Annotated in this window: 27 protein-coding genes and 1 tRNA gene; 12 read left to right on the top strand and 16 right to left on the bottom strand. The window is 67.4% G+C overall.

Going from position 1 to position 24,178, the window contains the following annotated elements:
- Positions 1-11 precede the first annotated feature (11 nt).
- The 6 genes from AC1DYK_RS19500 to AC1DYK_RS19475 all read left to right on the top strand — a co-directional run bounded on the left by AC1DYK_RS19500 (position 12) and on the right by AC1DYK_RS19475 (position 3,935).
- The gene (locus AC1DYK_RS19500; protein ID WP_478167798.1) at positions 12-1,928 is read left to right on the top strand and encodes a ParB/RepB/Spo0J family partition protein; all 1,917 of its coding nucleotides are present in this window, start codon (positions 12-14) and stop codon (positions 1,926-1,928) included.
- On the top strand, positions 1,925-2,422 hold the full coding sequence (locus AC1DYK_RS19495; protein WP_478167797.1) for a hypothetical protein: 498 nt from the start codon (positions 1,925-1,927) through the stop codon (positions 2,420-2,422). The genes AC1DYK_RS19500 and AC1DYK_RS19495 overlap by 4 nt, the downstream gene beginning before the upstream one ends.
- Complete coding sequence (locus AC1DYK_RS19490) at positions 2,419-2,892, top strand: hypothetical protein (RefSeq protein WP_478167796.1); 474 nt, start codon at positions 2,419-2,421, stop codon at positions 2,890-2,892. Before AC1DYK_RS19495 ends, AC1DYK_RS19490 begins: the two co-directional genes overlap by 4 nt.
- Positions 2,893-2,980: 88 nt before the next feature.
- On the top strand, positions 2,981-3,247 hold the full coding sequence (locus AC1DYK_RS19485; protein ID WP_478167795.1) for a hypothetical protein: 267 nt from the start codon (positions 2,981-2,983) through the stop codon (positions 3,245-3,247).
- Positions 3,244-3,483, top strand: a complete 240-nt coding sequence (locus AC1DYK_RS19480; RefSeq protein WP_478167794.1) for a helix-turn-helix domain-containing protein — start codon at positions 3,244-3,246, stop codon at positions 3,481-3,483. The genes AC1DYK_RS19485 and AC1DYK_RS19480 overlap by 4 nt, the downstream gene beginning before the upstream one ends.
- Positions 3,480-3,935, top strand: a complete 456-nt coding sequence (locus AC1DYK_RS19475; protein ID WP_478167793.1) for a phage protein NinX family protein — start codon at positions 3,480-3,482, stop codon at positions 3,933-3,935. Before AC1DYK_RS19480 ends, AC1DYK_RS19475 begins: the two co-directional genes overlap by 4 nt.
- Here AC1DYK_RS19475 and AC1DYK_RS19470 read toward each other — a convergent pair.
- The 5 genes from AC1DYK_RS19470 to AC1DYK_RS19450 form a co-directional block, all read right to left on the bottom strand.
- Positions 3,900-5,033 (bottom strand): site-specific integrase, encoded by a 1,134-nt coding sequence (locus tag AC1DYK_RS19470; protein ID WP_478167792.1) that lies wholly within the window; start codon positions 5,031-5,033, stop codon positions 3,900-3,902. The two genes, AC1DYK_RS19475 and AC1DYK_RS19470, sit on opposite strands and share 36 nt — an antisense overlap.
- A 178-nt stretch (positions 5,034-5,211) precedes the next feature.
- Positions 5,212-5,287 (bottom strand) — tRNA-Val (locus AC1DYK_RS19465).
- 16 nt (positions 5,288-5,303) lie between these two features.
- The gene (locus AC1DYK_RS19460) at positions 5,304-5,576 is read right to left on the bottom strand and encodes an HU family DNA-binding protein (protein ID WP_007830705.1); all 273 of its coding nucleotides are present in this window, start codon (positions 5,574-5,576) and stop codon (positions 5,304-5,306) included.
- Positions 5,577-5,801: 225 nt separating this feature from the next.
- Positions 5,802-6,887: a tartrate dehydrogenase gene (locus AC1DYK_RS19455; protein WP_478167791.1), complete on the bottom strand. Its 1,086-nt coding sequence runs from the start codon at positions 6,885-6,887 to the stop codon at positions 5,802-5,804.
- 3 nt (positions 6,888-6,890) lie between these two features.
- A complete protein-coding gene (locus tag AC1DYK_RS19450; protein ID WP_478167790.1) occupies positions 6,891-7,781 on the bottom strand; it encodes an alpha/beta fold hydrolase in 891 nt (296 codons plus the stop codon).
- A 75-nt stretch (positions 7,782-7,856) separates the two neighbouring features.
- Here AC1DYK_RS19450 and AC1DYK_RS19445 point away from each other — a divergent pair, with 75 nt between their 5' ends.
- The gene (locus AC1DYK_RS19445) at positions 7,857-8,792 is read left to right on the top strand and encodes a LysR family transcriptional regulator (RefSeq protein ID WP_478167789.1); all 936 of its coding nucleotides are present in this window, start codon (positions 7,857-7,859) and stop codon (positions 8,790-8,792) included.
- Here AC1DYK_RS19445 and AC1DYK_RS19440 read toward each other — a convergent pair.
- The 4 genes from AC1DYK_RS19440 to AC1DYK_RS19425 form a co-directional block, all read right to left on the bottom strand.
- Positions 8,782-9,657: a DMT family transporter gene (locus AC1DYK_RS19440; RefSeq protein WP_478167788.1), complete on the bottom strand. Its 876-nt coding sequence runs from the start codon at positions 9,655-9,657 to the stop codon at positions 8,782-8,784. The genes AC1DYK_RS19445 and AC1DYK_RS19440 overlap by 11 nt on opposite strands.
- On the bottom strand, positions 9,654-10,220 hold the full coding sequence (gene pgsA, locus AC1DYK_RS19435; protein WP_478156542.1) for a CDP-diacylglycerol--glycerol-3-phosphate 3-phosphatidyltransferase: 567 nt from the start codon (positions 10,218-10,220) through the stop codon (positions 9,654-9,656). The genes AC1DYK_RS19440 and pgsA overlap by 4 nt, the downstream gene beginning before the upstream one ends.
- Positions 10,221-10,289: 69 nt before the next feature.
- Positions 10,290-12,254, bottom strand: coding sequence for an excinuclease ABC subunit UvrC (uvrC, locus tag AC1DYK_RS19430; protein ID WP_478167787.1), 1,965 nt, complete (start codon positions 12,252-12,254; stop codon positions 10,290-10,292).
- 5 nt (positions 12,255-12,259) lie between these two features.
- A complete protein-coding gene (locus AC1DYK_RS19425) occupies positions 12,260-12,742 on the bottom strand; it encodes an OsmC family protein (RefSeq protein WP_478167786.1) in 483 nt (160 codons plus the stop codon).
- Positions 12,743-12,789: 47 nt separating this feature from the next.
- Between AC1DYK_RS19425 and earP the strand changes: the two genes are divergently transcribed.
- The 3 genes from earP to AC1DYK_RS19410 all read left to right on the top strand — a co-directional run bounded on the left by earP (position 12,790) and on the right by AC1DYK_RS19410 (position 15,535).
- The gene (gene earP, locus AC1DYK_RS19420; RefSeq protein WP_478167785.1) at positions 12,790-13,860 is read left to right on the top strand and encodes an elongation factor P maturation arginine rhamnosyltransferase EarP; all 1,071 of its coding nucleotides are present in this window, start codon (positions 12,790-12,792) and stop codon (positions 13,858-13,860) included.
- Positions 13,861-13,982: 122 nt separating this feature from the next.
- Positions 13,983-14,537 carry an elongation factor P gene (gene efp, locus AC1DYK_RS19415; RefSeq protein ID WP_478086321.1) on the top strand — a complete coding sequence of 185 codons (555 nt, stop codon included), beginning with the start codon at positions 13,983-13,985 and terminating at the stop codon, positions 14,535-14,537.
- Positions 14,538-14,665: 128 nt separating this feature from the next.
- Positions 14,666-15,535 (top strand): LOG family protein, encoded by an 870-nt coding sequence (locus AC1DYK_RS19410; RefSeq protein WP_478156543.1) that lies wholly within the window; start codon positions 14,666-14,668, stop codon positions 15,533-15,535.
- 67 nt (positions 15,536-15,602) lie between these two features.
- Here AC1DYK_RS19410 and AC1DYK_RS19405 read toward each other — a convergent pair whose 3' ends face one another.
- Genes AC1DYK_RS19405 through pncB form a run of 5 tightly spaced genes read right to left on the bottom strand, consistent with a single transcriptional unit; the run spans position 15,603 to position 21,751 of the window.
- Positions 15,603-16,766: an MFS transporter gene (locus AC1DYK_RS19405; RefSeq protein WP_478167784.1), complete on the bottom strand. Its 1,164-nt coding sequence runs from the start codon at positions 16,764-16,766 to the stop codon at positions 15,603-15,605.
- On the bottom strand, positions 16,763-18,109 hold the full coding sequence (locus AC1DYK_RS19400; protein ID WP_478167949.1) for a DNA recombination protein RmuC: 1,347 nt from the start codon (positions 18,107-18,109) through the stop codon (positions 16,763-16,765). The genes AC1DYK_RS19405 and AC1DYK_RS19400 overlap by 4 nt, the downstream gene beginning before the upstream one ends.
- A gap of 8 nt (positions 18,110-18,117) precedes the next feature.
- On the bottom strand, positions 18,118-19,104 hold the full coding sequence (locus AC1DYK_RS19395; protein WP_478167783.1) for a 2-hydroxyacid dehydrogenase: 987 nt from the start codon (positions 19,102-19,104) through the stop codon (positions 18,118-18,120).
- 2 nt (positions 19,105-19,106) lie between these two features.
- Positions 19,107-20,537, bottom strand: a complete 1,431-nt coding sequence (locus AC1DYK_RS19390; RefSeq protein WP_478167782.1) for a sodium:proton antiporter — start codon at positions 20,535-20,537, stop codon at positions 19,107-19,109.
- Positions 20,534-21,751, bottom strand: coding sequence for a nicotinate phosphoribosyltransferase (pncB, locus tag AC1DYK_RS19385; RefSeq protein ID WP_478167781.1), 1,218 nt, complete (start codon positions 21,749-21,751; stop codon positions 20,534-20,536). Before pncB ends, AC1DYK_RS19390 begins: the two co-directional genes overlap by 4 nt.
- A gap of 187 nt (positions 21,752-21,938) precedes the next feature.
- Between pncB and AC1DYK_RS19380 the strand changes: the two genes are divergently transcribed.
- Entirely contained in the window at positions 21,939-22,172 is a 234-nt protein-coding gene (locus AC1DYK_RS19380; protein ID WP_478086330.1) for a CsbD family protein, read from the top strand.
- Positions 22,173-22,223: 51 nt separating this feature from the next.
- Positions 22,224-22,619 (top strand): hypothetical protein, encoded by a 396-nt coding sequence (locus AC1DYK_RS19375; RefSeq protein ID WP_478167780.1) that lies wholly within the window; start codon positions 22,224-22,226, stop codon positions 22,617-22,619.
- Between the two features lie 113 nt (positions 22,620-22,732).
- On the opposite strand, the gene AC1DYK_RS19370 is transcribed toward AC1DYK_RS19375, so the two are convergent.
- Together AC1DYK_RS19370 and AC1DYK_RS19365 are read right to left on the bottom strand one after the other, a co-directional pair.
- A complete protein-coding gene (locus AC1DYK_RS19370) occupies positions 22,733-23,167 on the bottom strand; it encodes an acyl-CoA thioesterase (RefSeq protein WP_478167779.1) in 435 nt (144 codons plus the stop codon).
- Positions 23,164-24,102 carry a histone deacetylase family protein gene (locus AC1DYK_RS19365; protein WP_478167778.1) on the bottom strand — a complete coding sequence of 313 codons (939 nt, stop codon included), beginning with the start codon at positions 24,100-24,102 and terminating at the stop codon, positions 23,164-23,166. The genes AC1DYK_RS19370 and AC1DYK_RS19365 overlap by 4 nt, the downstream gene beginning before the upstream one ends.
- Positions 24,103-24,178: the final 76 nt, after the last annotated feature.

The following is a 24,178-nucleotide window of genomic DNA, read 5'->3' as shown; positions in this document are numbered from 1 at the left end:
AAGGAGCAACTATGTCCCTCAAGGAATACGCCGCGGACAGCGGCACCGAAATCGCCGACGACGTCGCAGCACCTGCGGCCGACCAGTTCGCGGTGCTCGACCTGGCACTCATCTCGCCCAGCCTGACCAATCCGCGCAAGACCTTCAACGAGGCCAAGATGGCCGACCTGGTCGAGAGCATCAAGGCGAGCGGCGTGCATCAGCCCATCCTTGTGCGGCCGCTCCCGGCTGCGCGCCTGGCCGACACGTTCCGCAACCGCGGCGACGGCAACCCGCTCCCGACGCACGAGATCGTGTCCGGCGAGCGCCGGTACCGGGCCAGCAAGCTCGCGCAACAGAAGTCGATCCCGGCGATGATCCGCACGCTCAGCGACGCCGACGTGCTGGAGATCCAGATCGTCGAGAACCTGCAGCGCGACGACCTCACCGAGCTCGAGGAGGCCGAGGGCTACCAGCGGCTCTGCGAGGAGACCGGCCTGCAGAAGGAACAGGTCGGCGAGCGGATCGGCAAGAGCCGCGCCTACGTCTACGGCCGGCTCAAGCTGCTCGACCTGACCAGCGGCCCGCGCGAGGCCCTGCGCCGTGGCGACATCGACGGCAGCAAGGCGCTGCTGATCGCCCGGATTCCCGACGAGAAGCTGCAGGTCAAGGCGCTCGAGGCCGCCACCGAGAAGGACCACCAGGGCTCGCCGCGGCTGAGCTACCGCGCGCTCCAGACCTGGGTGCAGCAGAACGTGATGCTGAAGCTGTCGAGCGCGAAGTTCTCGATCATCGACGCCAGCCTGGTGCCGGCCGCCGGCGCCTGCCCGGCCTGCCCGAAGCGCACCGGCGCGAATCCCGATCTGTTCACCGACGTCGACGGCCCCGACGTGTGCATCGATCCGACGTGCTTCCACGGCAAGGAAGCCGCGCACTCCGAAAGCCTGGTCGCGATGGCACGGGCCAAGGGCATGGAGGTGATCGAAGGGCGTGAGGCCAAGGAAGTCATGCCCCACGGGACCTCGTCGTATCTGCGGGGCTACACCTGCCTGGAGGACCTCGTGCTGGGTGGCAAGCCGCTGCGGGAATTGCTGACCGCCAAGGAACTGAAGAAGGTCGCGCTACTGGTCGCGCCGGAATCGGGCGAGCTCATCGAAGTGATTTCTGACGAGGTGGCGAGCAACGCCAAGGCACGCGTCAGGCACGCGGCCGAGTCGCCGAAGGATCGGGCCAAGGAACGCAAGGCCGACGACGACTACGCGGCAGAGCAAGAGCGCCAGCAGTTGGAAGCCGAGTACCAGAAGCGTTGGCGCGCCACCGCCCTGGCCGCCATCACGCCGCGTGTCAAGGCGGGCGAGATCCGCGCAATGACGGCGAACCTCATGCGTGTGCTGATCATGGAGATCTCTGGCGTCGATCAGCGCTGCAGTGAGGACGACGCGATGCAGGCGCTCGGCCTCGACAACGCCGACGACGAGCTCATTGCGTCGACCGTGCGCGCGACCGATGACAACGAAGTCGGCTTCGCCGTCCTTCTGATGCTGGCAAACGGCGATCGCATCCCCGGCTACCAGTGGACGGATGGCAAACGCTCCGCGCGCACCTCGGCACCGGTCCTCGGGGAGCTGTGCGGCCTCCTGGGCATCTCGCTGGACGACATCAAGGCACAAGCGCAGGCCGACATTCGGGCCGAACGAGAGCAAAAAGCTCCCGCCGGCGACGAACTGGCTGCGCAGCCGGAGGGAAGTGCGAAGGGAGGCGCAAAAAAATCGAAGCCTGCGGCGCGAGCGCCCAAGGCGAAGACGACGAAAGAGGAGGCAAGCGCGAGCATCGCTGCCGCGCTGCAAGAGCTCGATGCTGGGCCAGGCGGGGAGCCGGCGCCCGAGGAACAGGCCGAGCCGGCGACCCCCTCCCTCGCAGCATGGCCTTGGCCCAAGGGAGCGCAATGAGCCGCGGCAGACCTCCACGCCGCGTGCGCTTTCAGCCGGCAATCAACATGGTCGACGTGGTGATCAACCGCGCCACGACGCTGACGGCGGGCGAGATGGGACGCCTCATGGTCCCCATTCGCAGCGCGCTCAAGGCGCTCCGCGAAGGAGTTGCGACCGAGACGCAGTGGTGCGTGCTGGCTAGCTCTGTCGAGGTGGCGCTGGCGATCGAAGACCAGGGCGTCGTCCGCGGCCTTCGGGAGCATCTGAAGAGTGCCGAGCAGGCTCTCTTCGGGATCCGGGAGCGCGCGCTGGCGTCCGGCACCTGGCGCCAGACCGCCCTTTACTACCGAGAGCTCGATGACGTGGTGGAGGCCATCCGCCTGCACCAGTTCCAGCTCGAGCAGCTGAGCACCCGTGAAGTCAGTCGCGCGGTCGAAGTGGCCAAGACCCGCGTCTACCAGGCGGGCGGGCGAGTCATCGATGTTCGCTTGTTGGAGGCCGCCGCAGCATGACTACCATCCGACTGCGTGAGCGCACCCCGGAGGAACGTGCCGCGTACCTAGCCGCGCATGGCTGCGCCCCCGATGGCACCCCCCTTGCCCCCGCACCCGCAGCCGAACCAGCGCAGGCAGCAGCCGAGCCGGCAGAGCTAGACGGCCTGCATGGCTACCTGCTGTCGATGGCGAGCCGCGTCGGCGTCGAAGATGGCGCAGTGATTCGGGGATGGGCGCGCGCCATCGCATCTTTTGCCAGGCCAGCGCAGGCAGCGGCGGTGTCCGAGATCGATGCTTACCGGAAAGCCTTGCACTACGTCGCCTTCGCTTTGCACGGCACGCCGCAGCACATGCTCGCCAAGGGCATCAGCCTGTACGACAACGACCGCGTGAGCGTGAAGATTGCCGACATCGACGTGGACACCGGCCGTGTTGCCGATCCGTTCGCGCCCTTCGACGCCGCCAAGGCAGCGCGAGCAAACTTATGAAGCGCCGCCTTATTGCTTTCGTGCGCGCGCTCCGCGACTGGTGGCCCGAGCGCTACACATGGGCCGATGCATGGAGGAACCGTCGCAAATGATTCCGACCACGATGCACATCACACCGATCCGCCAGCTCAGCCTGGACGACCTCTGGGCCGAAGCGGAGACGCTCGGCGCATTGCGCGTCTGGACGCTGACGGATTACCGCGAGCCCCGCAAGATCACCGGCTACAAGATCGAGCTCAAGGGCAAGCGCCGCAACACCGAAATGGAGGTCACCGCGCAGCACACCTCGCTGCACTGCGCGATCGCCGACGCCATCAATGAGGCCCGCGAGATGGGCCTGGGAGAGCAACCTTGAGCCACACCGTCGACATCCAAGGCGCCGCAGACCTCCTGAAGGTGCACCCGAAGACGGTGCTCGACTTGATCAGCGCCGGCGCGATCCCGGCCGCCCGGGTGGGCCGCGCCTACGTGATGCTCACCAAGGACGTGCTCGCGCACATCGAAGGCGAAATCGTCAGGCAGACCGCGAGCCGCATGCGCCGCCCCCTGGCGCGCCCGACGCGGACCAGCTCGGGCAGAATCCCGGCATGAAGACCTCCGAACTCACCGGCTCGCCGCTGGACCTATGGGTGGCAAAAGCCGAGGGTCGCTCGAAAGCGTTCATCGACCCACTGAAGGGCGGTGCGGTGTGGGACCCGGATTGCAATGAGGCCTTCATGCCGTCAGACGAATGGGCTGATGGCGGACCGATCATCGAGCGCGAGCGCATCGTGCTGTGGCCGACGACCGTCTTCGTCGAGCCCATTGATCCGAACCAACTAGACGAAGAGCGCCAGCAATGGGCCGCGCTGCACCCGAACAGCAAGGGCTTGGGCGGCTGGAAAGACGGCAGAGGCGAGCGTCGATGTGACGTATCGCGATGGGATGCCCGGACCGACTCCTCTTCTCGCCGCCATGCGAGCATACGTGGCGTCCAAATTCGGCGACATTTGCCCCGAGCTGTGAGTTCACCAAAGGCGCGCAGCCAGGTCGCTGCCGCGTAGGTTCGCATACCGCATCATCATGCGGTGCGCCTTGTGGCCGGTGATCTTCATGATCTGCGCCTCGGAGAGCGTGGTCTTCTCGAACAGCCGGCTGGTCGCCTCGTGCCGCAGGTCGTGGAAAGTCAGCTGCTCGCACTTCGCCACCTCGAAGATGCCGATGTACAGCTTCGAGAGATAGTCCGACGTCGCGTCCAGCTCCTTCGCGCTCCAGTCGGGCGGCACCCACGGAAAGACAGTGTCGGCGGCCTTCGCCCCCGCCGCCTGGCGGACCGCCAGAAAGTCCTTGAGGATTGACACCGCGGTCGACGACATCGGGACCTGGCGCTTGTCGCCGTTTTTCGTTTTGTCCAAGAAGACGGTGCGCTTCTTGATGTCGACCTGGTCGAGTGTCAGCGTATACATCTCGCGCATGCGCATCGCCGACTCGACGGCCAGCACGAACATGCACCGCAGCGCCTTCGGGTCATCGAGCGCGAGCGGCCGCTGCTTGCGCGGCAGCACGCCGCCATCGATGACCGCCAGGATCCGCTCGAACTCGCCCTCCTCGAGGCGCCGATCGCGCTCGACGTCGACGCGCTTCACACCCGCGAGATCAGCATCGGCCTTCGTGTACTGAGCGTAACCGTCTGGCAACGTGCGCAACGGATGGTCGGGCATCAGGAGGTGCCCCTTGCGCAGGCCCCAGTCCGTGCACCTGGCCAGGGCGCCGACTTTCGCGCGAATGGTTGCCGGTGCGAGCTTCTCGATGCGCTTCAACTCCGAAATCCAATCATCGACCCAGCCCGCGTTGATCGAGGGCAGGTGCGTGTCGCCCCGGGACTTGATGATGGTAGTGAGTTGACCGCGGTCCTTCGCCGTCGGATGCGCATCGCGCTCGTATGCGCGCACCAGGTCCTTGATCGTGGTGATGCGGGCTGAGCTCGGCTGCTGAAGATCGGTCGGCACGATGCCGCGGTCGAGCAGCAGCTCCACGCGCTGAGCGAAGGCGTCGCCCTCTACCTCGTTGGGGAACGTCATGTAGATCGGCTTCTCCAGCAGGCCGGCTCTCTTGAACGTGTATTGCACCGTCCCGTTCGCGAATTTTTTCTTGCCGGCCATGGCCCCCGCCTTTCGATTGAATGGCCGGCAGTGTAGGGCTTGCCGGGGATTAGTTTCGGCTGGTAGACAACTCTTTTTGGCTGGTAGAGGCTCTCTTTGGCTCCCTTTCAGGCCGGTAAATGAGCAAAGAAAAAGGGCCTATATTTACTCTAAGCCCTTGATTTCATTGGATTTTCGGTGGTGGGTGCTGAGGGGCTCGAACCCCCGACCTACGCCTTGTAAGGGCGCCGCTCTACCAACTGAGCTAAGCACCCCACCTTAAACGATGTCTCAGTTCAGCGCGTCTTTGAGCGCCTTGCCGGGACGGAACTTGGGGATCTTGGCGGCCTTGATTTTAATCGCGTCGCCGGTGCGCGGATTCCGGCCGGTCCGGGCGGCGCGCTTGCCGACCGCAAAAGTGCCGAAACCGACGAGCGACACGGAACCGCCCTTCTTGAGCGTGGTACGAATGGCGCCGATGGTGGATTCGAGTGCCCGCGTGGCAGCGGCTTTGGAAATATCGGCGTTCTTTGCGATGTGCTCAATCAGTTCGGTCTTGTTCACAAGGGCCCCTTGTAGAAAAATTGTTGATCAGGGTCATCAGAGGCTGCGCCAGCCCCATGGCGTCGCCGCGGGGTGTGGTACAGAAAAATGGATGGCAGTTCTGATGCGCCGGCAGCGCACTGCCGACAGGGATTACAACCACAGGTCTACGGGGTGTCAATACGACGCTGCCCCGTGAAACACAGCGAGGAGCGCGATTTTAGTGGCGTTTTGGCGAACCGCTTTTCAAAGAGCCTGCGCAATCGCCTGGCCCAGATCCGCAGTGCCCGCGGTTCCGCCGATGTCCGGGGTGCGCGGCGCGCCGCTGCCGGGTGCCAGCACCTTCTCGATCGTGGCCAGGATGGCGTCGTGCGCCGCCTTGTGGCCGAGGAACTCCAGCATCATCGCGCCGCACCAGATCTGCCCGATCGGGTTGGCGATGCCCCGGCCCGCGATGTCCGGCGCCGAGCCGTGCACCGGCTCGAACAGCGACGGCGTGGTGCGCTCGGGGTTCAGGTTGGCGCTCGGCGCGATGCCGATGGTGCCGGTGCAGGCCGGGCCGAGGTCGGACAGGATGTCGCCGAACAGGTTGCTCGCCACCACCACGTCGAAGAAGTCGGGCCGCTGCACGAAGTGGGCGGTCAGGATGTCGATATGAAACTTGTCGAGCGTCACGCCCGGATAGCCTTTCGCCATCGCCGCGACCCGCTCGTCCCAGTAGGGCATGGTGATCGAGATGCCGTTCGACTTGGTGGCGCTCGTGAGGTGCTTTTTCGGCCGCGACTGGGCCAGCTCGAAGGCGAACTTGAGCACCCGGTCGACACCGACGCGCGACATCACGGTCTCCTGGATCACGATCTCGCGCGCCGTGCCTTCGTACATGCGCCCGCCGATGCTCGAGTACTCGCCCTCGGTGTTCTCGCGCACGATGTACATGTCGATCTCGCCGGCCTCGCGCGGCGTGCCGTCGCGCCGCACCACCGGCGCCACGATGCCCGGCATCAGGCGGGCCGGCCGCAGGTTGATGTACTGGTCGAACTCGCGCCGGAACAGCAGCAGCGATCCCCACAGCGACACATGGTCGGCGATCTTCTCGGGCCAGCCGACCGCGCCGAAGTAGATCGCGTCATGGCCGCCGATCTGCTCCTTCCAGTTGTCGGGCAGCATCTTGCCGTGCTTCTCGAAGTACTCCCAGCTCGAGAAATCGAAGTGATCGAACTTCAGGTCGAGGCCGAACTTGCGGCTCGCGGCATCCAGCACGCGCAGGCCCTCGGGCATGGTTTCCTTGCCGATGCCGTCGCCGGCGATGACTGCGATGCGTTGGGCGCTCATGTCTCAATCCTTGGAGTTCACGTTGAAGAAAGAAAGTGCCTCGGCCAGCAATTCGGCGGGCGCCTCCTCGGGAATGTAGTGGCCGCACGGCAGCGCGCCGCCCGCCACGCGATCGGCGCGCTCGCGCCATAGCGCGAGCACGTCGAACGAGCGCCCGACCGCGCCGTGCGCGCCCCACAGCACGCGCAGCGGCTGCACCAGCTTGCGGCCGGCGGCGATGTCCGCGCGGTCGTGGTCGAGATCGATCGCGGCCGAGGCGCGATAGTCCTCGCAAATGGCTTGCGCCGATCCGGGAATCGCGGCGCAGCGCTCGTACTCGGCCAGAGCCTCGGGGGCGAAAGGCGCCAGGCCTGCATGGCGGCCGCCCATCACGCTGCGGATGTAGCGCACGGGATCGCTGTCGATCAGCGCTTCGGGCAGCGGCGGCGGCTGGATCAGGAAGAACCAGTGCCAATAGGCGCGGGCAAAGGCGTCGGAGGTGTTCTCGTACATCGCGAGCGTGGGCGCGATGTCGAGCAGCATCAGCCGATCGACCATTTCGGGATGATCGGCCGCCAGCCGGTGCGCGACCCGCGCGCCGCGGTCGTGCGCGAGCACGCCGAAGCGCGCGAAGCCGTGCTGCTGCATGGCGTGGCGCGCATCGAGCGCCATCTCGCGCTTGCAGTAGTTGCGATGGGCCGGGTCCGCCGGCGGCCGGCCCGAATCGCCGTAGCCTCGCAGGTCGAGCAGGACGACCGTGAATTGTTCGGCCAGCCGAGGCGCCACGCGGTGCCAGTTCGCATGGGTCTGCGGATGGCCGTGCAGCAGCAGCAGGGGCGCCCCGCTGCCGCCGATGCGGCCGTGCAGGCGCACGCCGTCGCGCGACAGGTCGAAGGGGGAGAAGGCATCGAACATGCGAGCGATTGTGCGTTGCGCGGCATGCAGCGGCAAGCAACAATCAGCCAATTGATAATTTCCCGAATGGCAGGAATGGAACGCAGTGACCTGGAACTCGTGCTGGCGGTCCGCAACCGCGGCAGCCTGGCCGGCGCCGCCCAGGTGCTGGACGTGGTGCCCTCGGTCGTGACCAAGCGGCTCGGTGCGCTGGAGGCACGGCTGGGCCAGCGGCTGTTCGAGCGCACCACGCGCCGGCTCAGCGTCACCGCGGAAGGCGAAGCCGTATGCCAGCACGCCAAGGGCCTGCTCGAAGGCTTCGCCGCCCTCGAGAACGAACTCGGCGAGCGGCAGCGCGACCTGGTGGGCACGGTGCGGCTGGCCGGCACCTTCGGCTTCGGCCGGCGCTGGCTGGGCCCGGCGCTGGCGCACTTCAACCAACAGCACCCGGGGCTGGAGATCCAGCTGACGCTGGCCGAAAAGCTGCCGGACCTGGGTGCCGATGGCTATGACGGCGCGGTCTGGCTGTGGGCCCCGCAGCATCGCCGCGCCGGCGACTGGGTCACGCGGCGCATCGCCCGCAACCAGCGCGTGCTGGCGGCGAGCCCGGACTACCTCGCGCGCCGCGGCACACCGGCGGATGTCGCCGCGCTGGCACGGCACGACTGCCTGGTGGCGCGCGAGAACAGCGAGGGCAACGAGCGCGAGTTCGCGCTCTGGACGCTGCGTCACGCCAGGGACGGCGCCACGGCACGGGTGCGGGTGCGCGGCCCGCTCGCGAGCAACTCGGGCGAGATGGTGCGCGATTGGTGCCTGTCCGGTCACGGCATCATGCTGCGCAGCCTCTGGGACATCGCGCCGCAACTCGCAACGGGCGAACTGGTGCGCGTGCTGCCGCCGTTCGCGATGCCGGATGCGGACATCCAGTGGGTCGCGCCCTGGCGTCCGAAGACCCCGCGCCGCGTCCGGCTCCTGATCGACTTCCTGGTCGAGCGGTTCAGGGGCGAACCCTGGAAAGAAGCTAGCGCCTGACGACCAGGCTGACGCCGACCGCGGTGATCGCGATGCCCGCCAGCGTCAAGGCCGTGATCGGCTCCGAGAACAGCAGCCAGGCCATCACGGCGGTGCACGGCGGCACCAGGTACAGAAGGCTGGTGACCGCGGTGGCCGTGCCGCGCTGGATCAGCATGTAGAGCAGCGAGCTGCCGCCCAGCGACAGGGCCAGCACCGACCACGCCATCGCACCGCCGGAGGCCAGGTTCCACTGGATCGGGTCGACCTCCAGCGCGGCCAGGGGCAAGGTCGCGAGCAAGGCGGCGCCGAGCTGGATCGCGCTCGCGCTGCGGACATCGCAGGGCGCGAGAAAGCGCTTCTGGTACAGGGTGCCGGCGGTGATCGAGAACAGCGCCGTGAGCGCCAGCGCCATGGTCAGCGCATTGACCTCCCCGCCCTGCCCCAGCTTGCGCGAGACCACCATCACCAGCCCCGCGAAACCGAGGAAGAGGCCGGCCCACTGCGAGCGCGTGACGGTGCCGCCGCGCATCGACAGCCAGATCGCCGTGAGCACGGGCTGAATGCTGACCAGCAGCGCGGCCAGGCCCGAACCCATGCCGGCGCGCACGGCCGCCCAGACGCCACCGAGATAGCCGGCCTGCATCAGCACGCCGGTCACGGCCAGGTGCGCCCACTGCGCCCGATCTCGCGGCCAGGCGACACGCGCCCACCGGACCCAGACCAGGAAGCAGACCGTCGAGAGCGCAAAGCGCACCGCGAGGAACTTGAGCGGCGGGGCGTAGGGCATGCCATAGCGCGCCACGATGAAGCCGGTGCTCCAGATGAGCACGAAGACCGCCGGCATCGCCTGAAGCCAGCCCGCCGACCGGGCCGCGCCGGTCATTTGGCGCGGGCCCGGATCTCGGGAATCGCCTTCTGCAGGTAATAGACCATCGACCAGACCGTGAGCACGGCCGAGATCCAGATCAGCCACTGGCCCCAGGTGCCGGTGTCGATCGCGCCGAACAGGACGCCGTCGAAAAGCAGGAACGGGATCGCCACCATCTGCACCACGGTCTTGACCTTGCCGACCATGTGGACCGCGACGCTCTTGCTGGCACCGATCTGCGCCATCCATTCGCGCAGCGCCGAGATCGCGATCTCGCGGCCGATGATGATCAGCGCCACGAAGACATCGGCGCGGTTCAGGTGGACCAGCACCAGCAGCGAGGCGCAGACCAGGAACTTGTCGGCCACCGGATCGAGAAAGGCGCCGAAGGCCGAGGTCTGCTTCAGGCGGCGCGCCAGGAAGCCGTCGAGCCAGTCGGTGGCCGCGAAGACGATGAACATCACCGTGGCGATCAGGTTGCGCATCGGCTCGGCCAAAGGCAGGTAGAACACGCCCACGATCAAGGGAATCGCGACGATGCGCGTCCAGGTCATGATCGTCGGCAAGGTCCAGAACATGGCGGCGATTGTGTCATGACGGATGAAGCGCTCCCCCAGGTTGGCTCACTTCGCTGCCGCCGGCCGAATTCAGTGGAGGGCGCGATAGATCTCCTCGGCCAGGTCGAAGGCGATGCCGTCGACCGAGGCGATGTCCTCCACGCTCGCCGCCGCCACGCCGCGAATGCCGCCGAAACGCTGCAGCAGGCGCGCGCGCCGCTTGGGGCCGATGCCCGGGATGTCCTCGAGCTGGCTGCCGCCGACCCGCACCTTGGCCCGCTTGGCGCGCATGCCGGTGATCGCGAAGCGGTGGGCCTCGTCGCGGATCTGCGCCACCAGCATCAGGGCGGCCGAGTCGCGGCCGAGGTAGACCTTCTCGCGGCCGTCGGCGAACACCAGCTCCTCGAGGCCGACCTTGCGGCCCTCGCCCTTCTCGACCCCGACGATGAGCGACAGCGGCAAGCCCAGTTCGCCGAACACCTCGCGCGCCATCGACACCTGGCCCTTGCCGCCATCGACCAGCACCAGTTCGGGCATGCGGGCCGAGCGGGTGCCCGGCTTGGGGTCGGAGCCCGCCCCGTCCGCGTCGCCGGCCGTCGGCGAATCGGTCTCGGCCGCCATCGCCTCGGCCAGCTTGCCGTAGCGGCGGTGCAGCACCTGGCGCATCGCCGCATAGTCGTCTCCCGGCGTGATGCCCTCGATGTTGTAGCGCCGGTACTCGCGGTTCTGCATCGCGTGATGCTCGAACACCACGCACGAGGCCTGGGTCGCCTCGCCCGCCGTGTGCGAGATGTCGAAGCACTCGACGCGGAAGTTGTCGAGGTCGTCGGGGGCCAGCTCGAGCGCTTCCACCAGCGCGCGCGTGCGCGCCTGCTGCGAACCCTCTTCGGCGAGCAGGCGGGCGAGCTGGAGCCCGGCGTTCTTGCACGCCATCTCGAGCCACAGCCGGCGCTGCTCGCGCGGGTGGAACACGGCGGTGATGCGGGTGCCGGACTGCTGCGACACGGCCTCGATCAGTTCGCGGCTCACGAGCTCGCTGAGCACCAGCGTGGCCGGAACCGGCACGTCGATGTAGTGCTGGGCGATGAAGGCTTCGAGCACCTGCACCTCCACCGCATCGGCCGGCGGCGGGCCGTCGTCGCCCTCGGCTTCGGCGTGCTGCATCTGCGCCGCGTCCTCCACATGCACCGGGAAGTAGGCCCGATCCCCCAGGTGCCGGCCGCCGCGCACCATGGCGAGGTTCACGCACGCCTTGCCGCCCTGCACCTTGACCGCCAGGATGTCGACGTCCTTGTCCGAGGCGATCTCGATCGACTGCTGGTGCAGCACCCGCGACAGTGCCGACATCTGGTTGCGCAGTTCGGCCGCCTGCTCGAATTCGAGCTTCTCGGCATGGGCCATCATGCGCGCCTCGAGCTGGGTCAGCACGGCCTGCGTGTCGCCCATCAGGAAGGCTTCGGCATTGGCCACGTCCTGGGCGTAGGCCTCGGGCCCGATGTGGCCCACGCAGGGCGCGGTGCAGCGCTTGATCTGGTAGAGCAGGCAGGGCCGGGTGCGGTTGGCATAGACCGTGTCCTCGCAGGTGCGCAGCTTGAACACCTTCTGCAGCAGCTGGATCGATTCCTTCACGGCCCAGGCGCTCGGGTAGGGGCCGAAGTAGCGATGCTTGCGGTCGACCGCGCCGCGGTAGTAGGCCAGGCGCGGAAAGGCGTGCGAGGCGATCTTGAGATACGGGTAGCTCTTGTCGTCCCGAAACAGGATGTTGTAGCGCGGCTTGAGCGACTTGATCAGGTTGTTCTCGAGCAGCAGCGCCTCGGCCTCGGAGCGCACCACCGTGGTCTCCATGCGCACGATCTTCGAGATCATGTGGCCGATTCGGGTGCCGCCGTGGCTCTTCTGGAAGTAGTTCGCCACCCGCTTCCTGAGATTGCGCGCCTTGCCCACGTAGAGCACCGCGCCCGCGGCGTCGAAATAGCGGTAGACGCCGGGCAATTGCGGCAATGCCGCCACTTCGCTGAGCAGCTGGTCGGAATGCGCGGGTCGGGTCTCTGACATCGCCCTCATTGTGGCGCGGCGGCCACCAGCACCGGCTCGCAGCGGACATCGGTCTTGACCGAATTGGCGATGAAGCACTGGTCGTGCGCCGAGTGATGCATCGCCTCGTGCTGCTCCCGCGACGGCAGCGAGTCGCCCGAGAACTGCACCTCCGGATGCAGGGTGACGACGGTCATCGCGATCTTGCCGTCGGCCGTGTGGCCCATCCGGCCGCTGGCGCTGTCGGCATAGCGCTCGACACAGAAGCCGCGGGACGCCGCGATCGACAGGAACCACAGCATGTGGCAGCTCGACAGCGAGGCGACGAAAGCCTCTTCGGGATCGACCCCGGAGGGGTCCGAGAGCGGCACTGGCACCACGTGCGGCGAGGAAGAGCCGACCCACTCGGCGCCGCCGTCGAAGCGGATCGTGTGGCGGCGGCTGTATCGGTTGCCGACGAAGTCCTGGCCGCCGCGGAGCCAGAGGATGTCGGCCGAGTGATGTGCCATGGGCGCTGTCTCCGGTGTCTTCATGAGGGGCTGTAGAGTATCCCGCGATGCGCTGGGATATTTTTTGCAAGGTGATCGACAACCATGGCGACGTCGGCGTCTGCTGGCGCCTCGCGGCCGCCCTGGCCGGGCAAGGCGACACGGTTCGGCTGTGGATCGACGACCCGGCGGCCCTGGCGTGGATGGCGCCCGGCGGCTGCGAGGGCGTCGCGGTCGTCCCGTGGACGCCGGCCAGCGCCGCGCAGGCGGCCGCCGCGGCCCCGGCGCCCGACGTGCTGGTCGAGGCCTTCGGCTGCGATCCGGCACCCGAAACCGTCGCCCGGTTCGCCGAACAAAGGCGACAGGATGGCGCCAGCCGCCGCTGGATCAATCTGGAATACCTCTCGGCCGAACCTTATGTCGAGCGGCTGCACGGCCTCCCCTCGCCCGTGTTCCGGGAACCCGGCGCCGGCCTGACCAAGCACTTCTACTATCCGGGCTTCACCGGGCGCACGGGCGGGCTGCTGCGCGAACCCGGCCTGCTGGCGCAGCGCGAGTGCTTCGACCGCGCCGCCTGGCTGCAGCGCCAGGGCATCGCCTGGCAAGGCGAGCGGCTGGTTTCGTTGTTCTGCTACGAGCCGCCGGCGCTCGATGCGCTGCTGGCGCAGTTCGAAAGCGCGGCCGAACCGACCCGGCTGCTGGTGACCGCCGGGCGCGCCAGCGCTGCGCTGCCGCCCGGCCCGGCCCGGCGCGGCGCCCTCTCCATCACCTGGCTGCCCACCCTGCCGCAGCCGGACTTCGACCGCCTGCTCTGGGCCTGCGACCTCAATTTCGTCCGCGGCGAGGACTCGCTGGTGCGCGCGCTCTGGGCCGGCGCCCCTTTCGTGTGGCAGATCTATCCGCAGGACGACGATGCCCACCACAGCAAGCTCGATGCCTTCCTGGACTGGCTGGAGGCGCCCCCTTCGCTGCGCGGATTCCACCATCTCTGGAGCGGCATCGGCGACGGCGAACTGCCGGTTCTGGACCGGGCGACCCTTGGATCCTGGGCATCGGCGAGCCTGGCGGCGCGCTCTCGCCTGCTCGGGCAAGAGGACCTTTTGACGCGCCTGCGGCGTTTCATCGCCCAAAAAAGCTAAAATTGTGAGCTTTGCGGAATTCCGGCGCCGAGTCAGCTTCGCTGGCTTCGTCAGTCGCAGCTTCCGCTGAACCCGCCGCGGTGCATGTGCAACGAGCGGCTTACATCCAGAGACCCCTGTTTATGAAAATCGCTCAAGAAATCCGCGCCGGCAACGTGATCATGCACGGCAAGGACCCGATGGTCGTCCTCAAGACCGAATACAGCCGCGGCGGCCGCAATTCCGCCACCGTGCGCATGAAGCTCAAGAGCCTGATCGCCAACTTCAACACCGAAGTGGTCTTCAAGGCCGACGACAAGATCGACCAGATCGTGCTCGACAAGAAGGAGTGCACCTACTCCTACTTCGCCGACCCGATGTACGTCTGCATGGACACCGAGTACAACCAGTACGAAGTCGAAGCCGAGAACATGGGCGACTCGCTCAACTACCTCGAGGACGGCATGCCGGTCGAAGTGGTGTTCTACGACGGCAAGGCGATCTCGGTCGAACTGCCGACCAGCGTCGAGCGCGAAATCACCTGGACCGAGCCGGCCGTCAAGGGCGACACCTCGGGCAAGGTCATGAAGCCGGCCAAGATTTCCACGGGCTTCGATATCGGCGTGCCGCTGTTCGTCGCCCAGGGCGACCGGATCGAGATCGACACCCGCACGGGTGAATACCGCAAGCGCGTCTGAATGGCCGCCACTCACGAAAGAAAAGGCTCCCGCGGGAGCCTTTTTTGCGTATGGCCGTCCGCGTGACCCTCCCCAGGCCCGGAACCTGCAACGCGCACAATCCAGAACCCGCTTTTGCCTGCACGACCATGGACAACAACAGCACACACGACCTTCACGACAAGCGGCTCGCCGACGCCTGGGCCACCCTGCAGTCCCACGCGGACAAGGGGTTGCCGCTGCATACCGACCCCTCGCGGCTGGCCTTCGCCGACCCCGAGTTCCTGCTGCGCCGCGAGACCCGCGGCCTGCGCATGCAGCTCGAGCTCATGAAACCCGACATCGAGATGCGCGCCCACGGCATCGAGAACACGGTGGTGGTCTTCGGCAGCGCGCGCTTTCGCAGCGAGGAGGAATCGGGCGCACTGATCGCACAGGCCGATGCCGCCGGCGACAGCGTGGCCGCGGAACGCTGGCGCAAGCTGGCACGCAGCTCGCACTACTACGAGAAGGCGCGCGCCTTCGGCAAGCTGGTGGCCCAATACAGCAATGACTGCGACCCGGAGGACAAGCTCTTCGTCTGCACCGGCGGCGGCCCCGGCATCATGCAGGCGGCCAATCGCGGCGCCTACGAAGGCGGCGGGATCTCGGTCGGGCTGGCGATCGCGCTGCCGATGGAAGAGGAAGCCAACCCCTACGTGACGCCGGCGCTGAGCTTCAAGTTCCACTATTTCGCGATCCGCAAGATGCATTTCATGATGCGGGCGAAGGCGCTGGTGGCCTTTCCGGGCGGCTTCGGCACGCTGGACGAACTGTTCGAGGTCATCACGCTGGTCCAGACCCGCAAGGCCAAGCCGGTGCCGATCGTGCTGTTCGGCTCGGACTACTGGAAGCAGCTGATCAACTTCGAGTTTCTCGCCGAGGAAGGCGTGATCTCGCCCAACGACGTGAAGCTGATCGAGTACGTCGACGCACCCGCCGACGCCTGGGACACCATCAAGCGCTTCTACAAGCTCTGACCGGAGCGCTCAGGCCCGGTCGTCTTCGGGGCGAAGCGCCTGCTGCGCCAGCCCCGGCATCGACGCTTCAGACCTTCAAGCCCCAGGTCGCACGCGCCCCGAGGGCGAGCACGCCCCCCACCACCCAGAACACCCCTGCGATCCCGATCAGCGCGCCGAGCGCGCCGAACAGCATCGGCATCGCCACGCTCGATGCATTGATGGTCATCAGCCGCAGGCCCAGCGCCTCGCCATGCCGCGCATGCGGCGTGATCTGGTGCAGCATGCTCATCACCATCGGCTGCACCGCCCCGAGCGCGAAGCCGAGGATCACCGAGCACAGGCCCATGGTCAGGGCCGAGTCGAGCAACGGATAGACCGCAAACACCAGCGCCGTGACCACCGTGGAGCTCAGGATCACGCTGCGCTCCGACGCCCGCGAGGCGATCAGGGGCAGCACCACGCGGATGGCGGCCGCCGCGATGGCGAAGGCGCCGAGGATGGAGCCGATCACCGAAGCGCTGATGCCCCGCTCGTGGCCCAGCACCGGCAGCACGAAGGCATGCACGTCCCAGCTCGACGACTGCAGCCAGTTGACGAACAGCAGGCGACGGAACATCGGTTCGCGCAGCAGGTCCCACGCGCGGGTCTGCATGGCCCCCGCCGCCGGGGCGGTCAGCGGCGGCTCGTGCGCCCCGCGCGCGAGCATCCAGCAGATGAGCGGCAGGGCCGCCATCACCGCGAACGACACCCGGTAGGCCAGCAGGTCCGCCGGTGCGCGGCCGGCGTGGTCGATCAGCATGCCGGCCAGGAAAGGCCCGACGAAGTTGGCCACCGCGGGCGCGATCGCCAGCCAGCTGAACACGCGCTTGAGCTGCGTGGCGTTGGTGGCGGAGCGTCCCACATGGCGCTGCAGCGCGATGACCGTCGCGCCGGTGGCACCGCCGGTCAGCAAGGCGGCGAGGCACATGACCGGAAACACCGGGAACACCACCACCAGCCCGGCGCCGACCGACGCCGCGAGGACCGACAGCCACAGCGGCCGCTTGAACCCGTGCCGGTCGGCGAAGCGCCCCGCCGGCAGGGCCAGAAAAACCTGGGTCAGCGCGAACAGCGCGATCAGCACGCCGACCGCCGCCGCGCTGTGCCCCTGTTGCAGCGCCAGCAGCGGCGTGGCGAGTCGCATGCCCGCCATCGTGGCATGCAGGCACACCTGGGCGCCGATGACGCGCAGCAGTTCGGAGCCTTTCACGGGGTGTCGTCGCCCTCGATGTCGGCCGTCGGAGGCAACAGCACCTGCGACTGCGCCTCGGGCAGCGCCTCGACCTTGCGCAGCGCGAGCCGCATCTGCTTGGCGCGGGTGTCGGCCTTGTCGAGCGTGTCGGAGGCCTTGGCCACCTGCTCCTTGATGCGCGCCACCCATTCGCCGTAGCGCTCGAACTCGGTCTTGACCGCGCCGAGCACCTTCCAGACCTCGGAGGCCTGGTGTTCCAGCGCCAGCGTGCGAAAGCCCATGTGCAGGCTGTTGAGCATCGCCAGCAGCGTGGTCGGTCCGGCCAGGGTCACGCGGTGCTGGCGCTGGATGGCGTCCATCAGGCCGGGCCGGCGCAGCACTTCGGCGTAGAGGCTCTCGACCGGCAGGAACAGGATCGCGAAATCGGTGGTGTGCGGCGCCGCCAGGTAGTTCTCGGCGATCGAGCGGGCCTCGCTGCGGATGCGCGCCTCCAGCGCCTTGGCCGCCAGCTCGGCGGCGGGGGCATCGGCGCGCTCGTGAGCGTCGAGCAGGCGCTCGTAGTCGTCACGCGGGAACTTGGCGTCGATCGGCAGCCAGACCGGTGCGCCATCACCGCCGCGGCCCGGAAAGCGGACCGCGAAATCGACCCGCTGGCCGCTGCGCGGCTTGGTCTCGACCTGGCGCGCGTACTGCTCGTTGGTGAGCACCTGCTCGAGCAGCGCCTCGAGCTGCACCTCGCCGAACACGCCGCGGGTTTTCACGTTGGTCAGCACGCGCTGCAGGCTGCCGACGCCGACGGCCAGAGACTGCATCTCGCCCAGGCCCTTGTGAACCTGCTCGAGCCGGTCGGCCACCTGCTTGAAGCTCTCGCCGAGCCGGGCCTCGAGGGTGCTCTGCAGCTTCTCGTCGACCGTCTGGCGCATCTCGTCGAGCTTGGCGGTGTTGCTCTGCTGCAGCTGCGCGAGCTGGGTTTCCATGGTCGCGCGCACCTCGGCGAGCCGGCGCGCATTCGACTCGCTCAAGCCCTGGAGCTGCGTGTTCAAGGTGTCGGCCAGCGTCTTCTGGAGCAGCGCGAGCTGCTGCGCGAAGGCGTCGATCTGCGCGTTCTGCGTGCGCGTGGATTCCGCGCCCTGGTGCAGCAGCGCCCGCTGGAAAGTGGCGAAGGCCTGCGCGGTTTCCTGACGCGCGCCGCGCGAGGAATCGCTGATCTCGTGGCGCAGTTCGCGCTCGACGCGCTCGTTGCCGGCGCCCAGGGCGGCGATCAGCGCCGAGGGGTCGGGAACCGGTGCCGGGCGCAGCAGCAGCCACAGCACAAGGATGAAATTCAGGGCCGCGAGGGCCAGCAGGATCCAGGTCTCGATCACGGGCGTCAGTGGCCCGCAAGCACGGCAGGATTCAACGGCGTGACCGGCTTGCCGTTGACCAGGAAGCCGATCAGGTTGTCGACCGCCAGGTCGGCCATCGCGCGCCGCGTCGGCACGGTCGCGCTCGCGATGTGGGGCGTCAGCACGACATTGGGCACGGTGAGGAGGTCGGGGTGCACCGTGGGCTCGCCCTCGAAGACGTCGAGACCGGCGGCGGCAATGCGGCCGTCGCGCAAGGCGGCGGCGAGCGCCGCGTCGTCGACGATACCGCCGCGCGCGATGTTGATCAGCGTCGCGGTCGGCTTCATGAGCGCCAGCTCGGCGGCGCCGATGGTGTGGTGCGAGGCCGGCGAGTAGGGCACCACGAGCACGACATGGTCGGCGGTCTTGAGGAGCTCTTCCTTGCTCGCATAGCTGGCCTTGCATGCGGCCTCGAGCCCGGCATCGAGACGCGAGCGATTGTGATAGATCACCTTCATGCCGAAGCCGAGGGCGCCGCGCCGCGCGATGCCCTGGCCGATCCGGCCCATGCCGATGATGCCGAGCGTCGAGCCATGGATGTCGGAGCCCGAGAACATGTCGTAGCTCCATTTCTTCCATTGGCCGGCGCGCAGGAAATGCTCGCTCTCGGCGATCCGCCGCGCGGTCGCCATCAGGAGCGCGAAGCCGAAGTCGGCCGTGGTCTCGGTCAGCACGTCCGGCGCGTTGGTGCCGAGCACGCCGCGCGCGGTCATGGCGTCGAGGTCGAAGTTGTTGTAGCCGACCGCCATGTTGGCGCAGATCCTGAGCTCGGGGCAGGCCGCGAGCAGTGCGGCGTCGATGCGCTCGCTGCCGGTGGTGAACACGCCCTGCTTGCCCTGCAGCTTCCCGATCAGCTGGGCCGGGCTCCAGTCTTCATCGTTGGGGTTGGACTCGACCTCGAAATGCGCCTGGAGCCGGGCGATGGTCTCGGGGAAGATCGAACGGGCGACGAGGACTTTGGCTTTGGTCATGGTCAACGGAAGAAGATGAGGGTGGTGAGGACGAACAGCGGAATCAGGATCGCACCCGACCACAGCATGTAGCCGAAGAAGCTGGGCATCCGCACGCCGCGGCTCTCTGCGATCGCCTTGACCATCAGGTTGGGCGCGTTGCCGATGTAGGTGTTGGCGCCCATGAAGACGGCGCCGGCGGAAATCGCCGCCAGCGTCGTCGCGTAGGTCGTCATCAGCGCCTGCGGATCGCCACCGGCGGTGTTGAAGAACACCAGGTAGGTCGGCGCGTTGTCGAGGAAGGAGCTCAGGATCCCGGTGGCCCAGAAGTACATCGCCGGGTCGGGCTGGCCGTCGGGCCGGGTCACGGCCGAGACGATCGCGCCGAAGGGGCCGTCAAGGCCGGCCTTGAGCATCGCGATCACCGGCACGATGGTCAGGAAGATGCCCGCGAACAGCTTGGCCACCTCGGCCATCGGGCCCCAGCCGAACTGGTTGTCGGCATGCACCTTGGGCGCGGTGAGCTTGAGCGACAGCAGCGTGAGCGCGACCAGGCCGACGTCGCGCACGATGCCCGGCAGCCCGACCACGGTGCCTTGGATGTCGAAGCTCACGGGCGATTTCCAGACCCCACTGAGCAGCACCAGGAACAGCACGCCGCCCAGCAGCCAGAAATTGACCACACCGTCGAAGCCGAGGCTGCGGGTGTCGGGCGTCGGGTCGAAGGGCGTGACGCCCTCATGCCGGAAGTAGAAGCGGTCGAGCGCATAGAACAGCGCCAGCAGCGCGCCGACCACGAACAGGGTGTCGGGCAGGATGTTCTGCGCGGTCCAGAAGAAGTCGACGCCCTTCAGGAAACCGAGGAACAGCGGCGGGTCGCCCAGCGGCGTCAGCGAGCCGCCGACGTTCGAGACGATGAAGATGAAGAACACGACCACGTGCACCTTGTGCTTGCGGTTGTCGTTGGCGCGGATCAGCGGCCGGATCAGCAGCATCGAGGCGCCGGTGGTGCCCATCAGGCTCGCCAGCACCGCGCCGATCGCGAGGATCGCGGTGTTCAGGCCCGCCGAGCCGCGCAGGTTGCCGCGGATGTGGATGCCGCCGGCCACCGCGTACAGGGCCGCGAGCAGGATGATGAACGGGATGTACTCGGCCAGCAGCGCATGGACCAGTTGGGCCCCGGCCTGCGGAGCGCCATGGATCAGGCCGAAGGGCAGCAGGAAGGCCAGCGACCAGGCCGCCGACACCTTGCCGTAATGGTGGTGCCAGAACGAAGGCGCCAGCAGCGGCAGCAGCGCGATCGACAGCAGGATGCCGGCGAAGGGCACGCCCCACAACGGCGACAGGCTGCCGCCATCGAAATCGGCGGCGGCGGCCAGCGCCGGGAAGGCCATCGTCAGCGAGCCGGCCGCCAGCAGGCGCAGCCAGCGGCTGGAAAATCGCACGGCCCTCATGCGACGGGCTGCGCAATCTCGAAGACCTGGCGCAGATAGGCCAGGTATCGCTCGTCCTCGCACATGTTCTTGGAAGGCGTGTCCGAGAGCTTGGCCACCGGCTGGTCGTTGCAGCGGATCATCTTGATGACGATCTGCAGCGGCTCGTAGCCGAGGTCGTTGGTCAGGTTGGTGCCGATGCCGAAGGCCAGCTGGCAGCGGCCGCGGAACTGCTGGTAGAGCTCGATGGTCTTGGGCACGGTGAGGCCGTCACTGAAGATCAGCGTCTTGGTCAGTGGATCGACCCGGTTGGCGATGTAGTGGGCCAGCATGCGCTCGCCCCACTGGAAGGGGTCGCCGCTGTCGTGGCGCGCGCCGTCGAAGAGCTTGCAGAAATAAAGGTCGAAGTCGCGCAGGAAGGCGGTCATGCCGTAGACGTCGGACAGCGCGATGCCGAGGTCGCCGCGGTACTCCCGGGCCCACGACTCGAAGCCGAAGATCTGGCTGTCGCGCAGCCGCGGACCCAGGGCCTGGCAGGCCTGCAGGTACTCGTGCGCCATGGTGCCCAGGGGGATCAGGCCGAGCTTCATCGCGTAGAGCACGTTGCTGGTGCCGGCGAGCTGCGGCAGCTTCGACATCGCGTGCAGCGGCGCTGGCGTGGTGACCGCGCCGAGCCGGCCGGCGAGCGTGCGCAGCACCTCTTCATGCCAGTCCTTGGAGAAGCGCCGGCGGGTGCCGTAGTCGGCGATCTTGAGGTCGGCGAGCTTGTCGTCCTGCAGCTGGGCGATCTTGGTCTCCAGCCGGCGCCGGCCTTCGGCGAGGTCCGGCTGCGGCTGGGTGTTGCGGAAGTAGACCTCGTTGACGATCGCCAGCACCGGGATCTCGAACAGGATGGTGTGCAGCCACGGCCCCTTGATGCTGATCTCCAGCTCGCCCGAGGGCTGCGGAACGATGTCGATGTACTTCTCGTTGAGGCGGAAGAGCCCGAGGAAGTCGACGAAGTCGCTCTTGATGAAGCGCATCGAGCGCAGGTAGCTCAGCTCGGGTTCGCGGAACTGCAGCGAGCAGAGATGCCGCACCTCCTCGCGGATCTGTACCGCGAAGCGCGCCAGGTCGATGCCGGGGTTGCGGCACTTGAAGCGGTACTCCACCCGCGCGCCCGGAAAGTGGTGCAGGACCACCTGCATCATCGTGAACTTGTAGAGGTCGGTATCGAGCAGGCTGTGAATGATCATGGTGCGGCGCGCTGGTCTCCGGATTTCGGTGTGCGTTCGATTATCACGGGCCGCGTCGGCAAGTGCCTACGGCCCCTTCCCCGGGCGTCCTACCAGGGCGACAGCGGCGTCACGCGAGAGTGTCCTCACGCCGGCCAGCAAGCGCTCCGGTCGGCGAGCAACCATCTGAACCTGAAGGAGATACGTCATGAACAAGGACACCGTCGAAGGCAACTGGAAGCAGTTCAAGGGCAAGGTCAAGGAGCAATGGGGCAAGTTGACCGACGACGATTTCGACGTCATCGCCGGCAAGCGCGACCAATTGCTGGGCCGCATCCAGGAACGCCACGGCATCAGCCGGGAGGAGGCCGAGAAGCAGGTCGCCGACTGGGAAAGCCGCGATGGCCGCAGCCCCTCGGAGATCTGGACGGAGCGGCTCTGAAGGTCGACGCCCGCCTCGTCACACCCATTGCTTAACTCTGGAGAACACCCTATGAAAAAACATTTCCTGATGCTCGCCATCGCATCGGCCTGCCTGGTCGCCGGCCAGGCCAGCGCCATGACCTCGGACGAATACAAGGTCGCCAAGGAGAAGGTCGAGGCCGACTACAAGGTCGCGAAGGCGCAGTGCGACACGCTGAAGGACAACGCCAAGGACGTCTGCGAGAAGGACGCCAAGGGCAAGGAAAACGTGGCCATGGCCGAACTCGAGCAGCAATACAAGCCGACCAAGGCCCATGCCCGCAACGTGGCGGAAGAGAAGGTGAAGGCCGCCTACGCAGTCGCCAAGGAAAAGTGCGACGACCTGAAGGGCGATGCCAAGGACGCTTGCGAGAAGCAGGCAAAGGCCGACGAAGCCAAGGGCATGGCCGAAGTCAAAAAAATGTAGGCCCAAGCTCTCCCCCAGGTTGGCTCACTTCGTGTAGCCGCCCACCCCCTTCCGGGGGCGTCCTCGGCGGCCCGGCAAAGCCGGTTCCGCGAGGACCCTGGAAAGGGGTGTTTCTATTTCAGATCGTCGATCACGGCTTGCAAGGCCGCCGGCAACTTGACCGGGCGCTGGGTCGTCCGGTCGACGTAGACGTGGACGAAATGGCCCTGTGCCGCAGCGGTTTGCGCACCTTCTGCGAACAGCGCGATCTCGTAGCGCACGCTGGAACTGCCGGCGTGCGCCACCCGGATGCCCGCCTCCACCGCCTGCGGGAAGGCCAGCGGCGCGAAATAGTTGCACTGGGTCTCCACCACGAAACCGACCGTCGTGCCCTGGTGGATGTCCAGCGCCCCGCGCTCGATCAGCAGGGAGTTGACCGCGGTGTCGAACCAGGCGTAGTAGACGACGTTGTTGACATGGCCGTACATGTCGTTGTCGGCCCAGCGCGTCGGGATGCTGCGAAAGCTGCGGTAGCTGCTGCGGGAATGGGGGGACGGTCGAACGCTCATGGCGCGGCATTTTGCCAGCGCCGCCAGTACTCGAGCGCCACCCTGAAGGTGCCCAGCTGCACCTGCACGGTCTCCGAGATATCGCTGGCATAGCCGCCTGCCATGGCGAAGGCCAGCGGAATGCGGCGCTGCCAGGCGAAATCGAAGACCCGGCGGTCGCGCGCCTCCAGGCCGTCGAAGCTCAGCTTGAGACGGCCCAGCCGGTCGCGCTCGAACGGGTCCGCACCCGCCAGATAGATCACCAGGCCGGGCGTGAAGCGCCGCTCCAGTTCGTCGAGCGCCTGCTCCAGCGCGGCCAGGTAGTCGGCGTCGCCGCAGCCGTCGGGCAGTTCCACATCCAGGTCGCTCGCCTCCTTGCGGAACGGAAAGTTCTTCGCGCCGTGCAGCGAGAGCGTGAAGACGCTGGCGTCGTCGCGAAAGATGCTGGCCGTGCCATTGCCCTGGTGCACGTCGAGGTCGATCACCGCCACCCCGAGCGGCAAGCGCCCGCGCCGTCCCTGCTCGGCCTGCATCAGCCGCGCGGCCACTGCGGCATCGTTGAAGACGCAGAAGCCGCCGCCCTTGCCGGCGCTCGCGTGATGGGTGCCTCCGGCCATGTTGGCCGAGACGCCCTCCCCCAGCGCGGTGCGGCAGGCGGCGATGGTCGCGCCAGCCGACCGGCGCGAGCGCTCGACCATCGCCTCGCTCCATGGAAAGCCGATCTCGCGCATCGCCTCGGGCGCTGCGCTGCCGTTGCTGATGGCCGCGATCCATTGCGGCGTATGGGCCAGCGCCAGCTCGCCGTCGCTGGCGCGCGGCGCCTCCATCATCCGGACTTCGGGCAACCGGGCCTCGAGCCGTTCGCGCAGCAAGGCATAGCGCCCCATCGGGAAGCGATGGCCGGCGGGCAGGGGCAGAACGAACTGGCCGGAATTGAACGCACGCATGCGGAACATTGTCCGCGGACACGATTTAGAAGGCGCGTTCTAAATTGCTGCACAGCAGCAAAAACCCCTTGTCCGAAACGCGCGG

The sequence above is a fragment of the Variovorax sp. P2_H12 genome (assembly GCF_056403395.1).
Note: the sequence above shows the minus strand (reverse complement) of the source record. Positions and strands in the feature narration are given on the sequence as shown.